This window comes from Streptomyces chilikensis (assembly GCF_001642695.1).
GTDB classification, from domain to species: Bacteria; Actinomycetota; Actinomycetes; order Streptomycetales; family Streptomycetaceae; genus Streptomyces; species Streptomyces chilikensis.
The window spans coordinates 1-1,530 of the sequence record NZ_LWCC02000159.1; the positions used below are offsets into that span (position 1 = coordinate 1).

A 1,530-nucleotide genomic window follows, 5' to 3' on the forward strand; every position below is an offset into this window, starting at 1 on the left:
GGTGACGGAACGGCGCGCCCGCGAGCACCCGGTCGCGGGGACGGCGCGCCCACGCCGGGGCGTGCCGTCCCTCCTCGCCGGCGCACCGGAGAGGCGCGCGAGGACGCACGGCGGCGACGCTCCCGGCGTGGTGGCCGCGGGCCCGGGACCGCACCCGTGATCCGGGCACGGCCGGCCGGCGGGCCGCCCGCCCGCCCGCCGGGTGGCTGCCCCGCCGGCCGGTCAAGGGCCGATGGCGGGTCAGGGCCCGGTGGCGGGTCAGGGCCCGGTGGGCGGGTCAGGACCCGCCCACCCTGGAGGAGGTGCGCGCGTTCTGCGAGGGCCGGCCGGCGCACTACGAGGTCCCCGGCCGGCTGGCCGTGCCGGACTCCTTCCCGATGACGGTGTCCGGCAAGGTCCGCAAGATCGAACTGCGGGAGGCGTACGCCGCATCCGCCCGGCCGTGGAGCGCGGCGTCCGGCCCCAAGACGCAGGTCACGGTTCGGCGGCCACTGCGCGAGCGCCCTCGGCGGGGCGGCGGCAACGCCTATCCTGGTCCGCGCCGGGCGACCGGCGCGCTATGGGCGAAGGAGCCCGCGGACGCAGACAAGGAGCCCACCGTTGCCCGAGCAGACCAGGGGACCCCGGCCGACCCTCGAGGCCGTCGCGGAGCGCGCCGGGGTGTCCCGGGCGACGGTCTCCCGGGTGGTCAACGGCGGCGCGGGGGTGCGCCCACCCCTCGTCGACAAGGTGCGCAAGGCCGTGGAGGAACTGGGGTACGTCCCGAACCACGCCGCCCGGTCCCTGGTGACCCGGCGCACCGGCGCGGTCGCCGTGATCATCGCGGAGCCCGAGTTCCGGGTGTTCTCCGACCCGTTCTTCGAGCAGAAGATCCGCGGCATCAGCCGCGAACTCAGCCTGCACCAAACCCAGTTGGTCCTGCTGTGGGAGGAGGACGCCGGCGATCACGAGCGGATCGCCCGCTACCTGGAGGGCGGGCACGTGGACGGGGCGCTCGCCTTCTCCCTGCACAAGGACGACCGGCTGGCGGCCCTGATCGCCCGCACCCGGATCCCGGCGGTCTTCGGCGGGCGCCCGCCGGCGGGACCGGGCGGCACCGCGCCGTTCGTCGACTGCGACAACCGGGGCGGCGCGCGGGAGGCCGTGCGCCACCTGGTGTCGCTGGGCCGCCGGCGGATCGCGCACATCGCGGGTCCGCGGGACCAGGTCGCCGCCCTGGACCGGATCGACGGCTACCGGGACGTCCTGGTCGACGCCCCCGAGGAACTGCTGTGCCAGGGCGACTTCACCGAGGAGAGCGGCGCCCGCGCGATGGCCGGGCTGCTGGAGCGGTGCCCCGGCGTCGACGGGGTCTTCGTGGCCAACGACCTGATGGCCGCGGGCGCGCTGCGCACGCTGCGCGAGCGCGGCGTGCGGGTGCCGCAGGACGTGGCGGTGGTCGGCTTCGACGACATGGCGGCGGTCACCGGGGTCACCGACCCGCCGCTCACCACGGTCCGCCAGGACATAGAGGGCATGGGCCGGCTGATG

The 1,530-nt window shown here is 76.8% G+C and carries 1 protein-coding gene; it reads left to right on the plus strand.

Going from position 1 to position 1,530, the window contains the following annotated elements:
- Nucleotides 1–600 precede the first annotated feature (600 nt).
- A partial coding sequence (locus tag A2U95_RS29905; RefSeq protein ID WP_166028789.1) for a LacI family DNA-binding transcriptional regulator occupies nt 601–1,530 on the plus strand: 930 nt, incomplete at its 3' end.